General features: G+C 53.9%; 1 pseudogene. It reads right to left on the bottom strand.

Features of this window, described 5'->3' with window-relative positions:
* A pseudogene (locus tag ACU8YC_RS28325) lies at positions 1-432 on the bottom strand (YcjX family protein); the annotation flags it as partial.

Genomic DNA, 432 nt, shown 5'->3' with positions numbered 1-432 from the left:
ACGAAACAGCGTGCGCTGTCCGTAATGGAAGCTTTGCATCAGTTGGGTCAGCGCCAGACGCATGTCGTTAAACGCCTGTGGCCCGCTGTTGAGCGGTTGCAGGCAATCAACTAGCACAATCTGGCGGTCAAAGCGCAGGAAGTGATTCTTATAAAATCCCTTCACGACTTTTTCACAGTAGTAATTAAATCTGTCGCGCAGCATACCCGCATTGGTGTGCTTATCTGCCTGCTCCAGCTTCGATTCTCCCCAGGCATCAACGTCCGGCCACGGGAAAAACTGCAACGCAGGCGCGCCCGCCATATCTCCTGGCAGGACAAAAACGGCCCGGCTGAATAAAGTGCAGCCCCTGCTTCTTGCATTGATGCAGATACTCCGTCCAGGCAGCAGCGATTTCTGCGAGGCGGTTTTCATCAGCATGTGCCAGTGGTA

This window comes from Citrobacter sp. VF227, from assembly GCF_052950715.1.
The sequence above is the reverse complement of the archived record's forward strand: the minus strand, read 5'-3'. Positions and strand labels throughout refer to the sequence as shown.